Genomic DNA, 1,677 nt, shown 5'->3' with positions numbered 1-1,677 from the left:
TCCGCGGCACCCGTCCGCGGCACCCGTCCGCGGCACCCGTCCGCGGCACCCGTCCGCGGCACCCGTCCGCGGCACCCGTCCGCGGCACCCGTCCGCGGCAGCCGTCCGGCCTCGGCCGCTGCCTCTGCCTCTGCCTCCTCCTCCATCCGTGAGGGGTCCCAAATCGACCTTCGTTGACCCGCGGAAGGTCGATATGGGACCCCTCAGCGGCCGTGGGTGCGTCCGCGCGCCGCAAAGGCGGGGAGGGACAGCGCAGCCGGGGTCCGCCGCTCGCGGCATCCGTTCGGCCTCCGGCCTCGGTCTCCGACCGTGAGGGGTCCCAAATCGACCTTCGTTGACCCGCGGAAGGTCGATTTGGGACCCCTCAGGCGGGTTTGGGTACGTCCGGGGCGGCGGAGCCGAGCCGAGGCGCGGCGGAGCCGAGGGCAGCGACAGCGGCGCGAGGACAGCGAATGCCCGCCGGCGACCAGGCGCGGGCTAGAGGGCGAACCGGGCCGGGTAGAGGGCGAGGGTGTCGCGGATGATGCGCAGCAGCATCCGTCGGTCGATCAGTTCGTCGGCCGCGATCTCGACAATGTGCCAGCCCGCGGCGGCAAGGCGGGCCGCCCGGGTGCGGTCCTTGCGCCACCGTTCCGGTTCGCTGCGGTGGTAGTCGCCCTGGTACTCGAAGATGACCCGGTGGGCCGGGAAACACAGGTCGCCGCGGGCGAATTCGTGGCCGCGGGCATCCGTGATCGCAAAGTTGGCCCGCAACCCCGTGATACCGGCCCGCACGACGGTGACGCGAATGATCGACTCAGGCGGCGACTCGGCGTTCTCGTCGAGGAGGCCGAGCGCTTCAACCAGGAGTGCGCGCCGGCGCCGCGACGGATGGCGGGCGACGGCATTCTCGAGTTCGGCACGGCTGGCGAGCGGATGCTCTCGGTGGATCAGGTAGTCCCCCGCCGCCACGAGATCCTCGACGTCGAGAATCGCGGCCAGGTCGCACCAGGTTCGGGCCGCGGTCGTCACGCGCAGCCCGCGCCAGTCGCGAAGGTCGCCGTCGCGCAGCTGCAGCTTGTGCCCGGTCGTTCCGGCGGCCTTGCACGCGCGCAGCGGCGAGCGCGTGCCCACGTGCAGTTCGGGTGGTCTCCTCAGCCGGCTCGGCAACGGAATGCCGATGATCAGGGCCGCGGTCACCCCACAGAAGAAGCCGGCCTCGGGCAGACGGAGCTGTAGTGCCCGGGCCTGGTCCGGCAGCGACGTGGCCGCCGCGAGCGAACGGATGCCGTGGAATGGTCGCGCGAGGTCGGGTCCCCGCAACCGGCCCTCGCCGATGCCGCGCTCGGCCGCCGTGCGCGTGGTGAAGGGCCTGGCCCCGAGCCCCGACGGCAATGGAATTCGACTTGTCATCGGCCCAGCGTGCGCCCCCGCGGCTTTTCGTACCGAAGTTGTCCCCAGCGCGGTCCGGAACGGCCCGGCCCGCGCCGGCCCGCACGCTGCCGCACCGGCCCGCACGCTGCCGCACCGGCCGTGAGGGGTCCCATATCGACCTTCAATCGTGTTGGGAAGGTCGATATGGGACCCCTCACAGGGTTTGCCGAGTACGGATACCCCGGGGGCCGGAGGCGGGGCGACGGGCGGCGGGCGGGGCGACGGGCGGCGGGCGGGACGGCGGGCGGGCGGGACGGCAGGCGG

Annotated in this window: 1 protein-coding gene; it reads right to left on the bottom strand. The window is 73.3% G+C overall.

Translation table 11 applies throughout. The features are described from left to right. Positions 1-477: 477 nt before the first annotated feature. Entirely contained in the window at positions 478-1,392 is a 915-nt protein-coding gene (locus E3T42_RS09275) for a hypothetical protein (protein ID WP_134402892.1), read from the bottom strand. Positions 1,393-1,677: the final 285 nt, after the last annotated feature.

This window comes from Cryobacterium sp. TMT4-10, from assembly GCF_004403275.1.
Lineage (GTDB): Bacteria > Actinomycetota > Actinomycetes > Actinomycetales > Microbacteriaceae > Cryobacterium > Cryobacterium shii.
Note: the sequence above shows the minus strand (reverse complement) of the source record. Positions and strands in the feature narration are given on the sequence as shown.

Bases quoted from the DNA above. Each gene is read 5' to 3' on its own strand.
- E3T42_RS09275 (WP_134402892.1), bottom strand. From the start codon at position 1,392: ATGACAAGTCGAATTCCATTGCCGTCGGGGCTCGGGGCCAGGCCCTTC.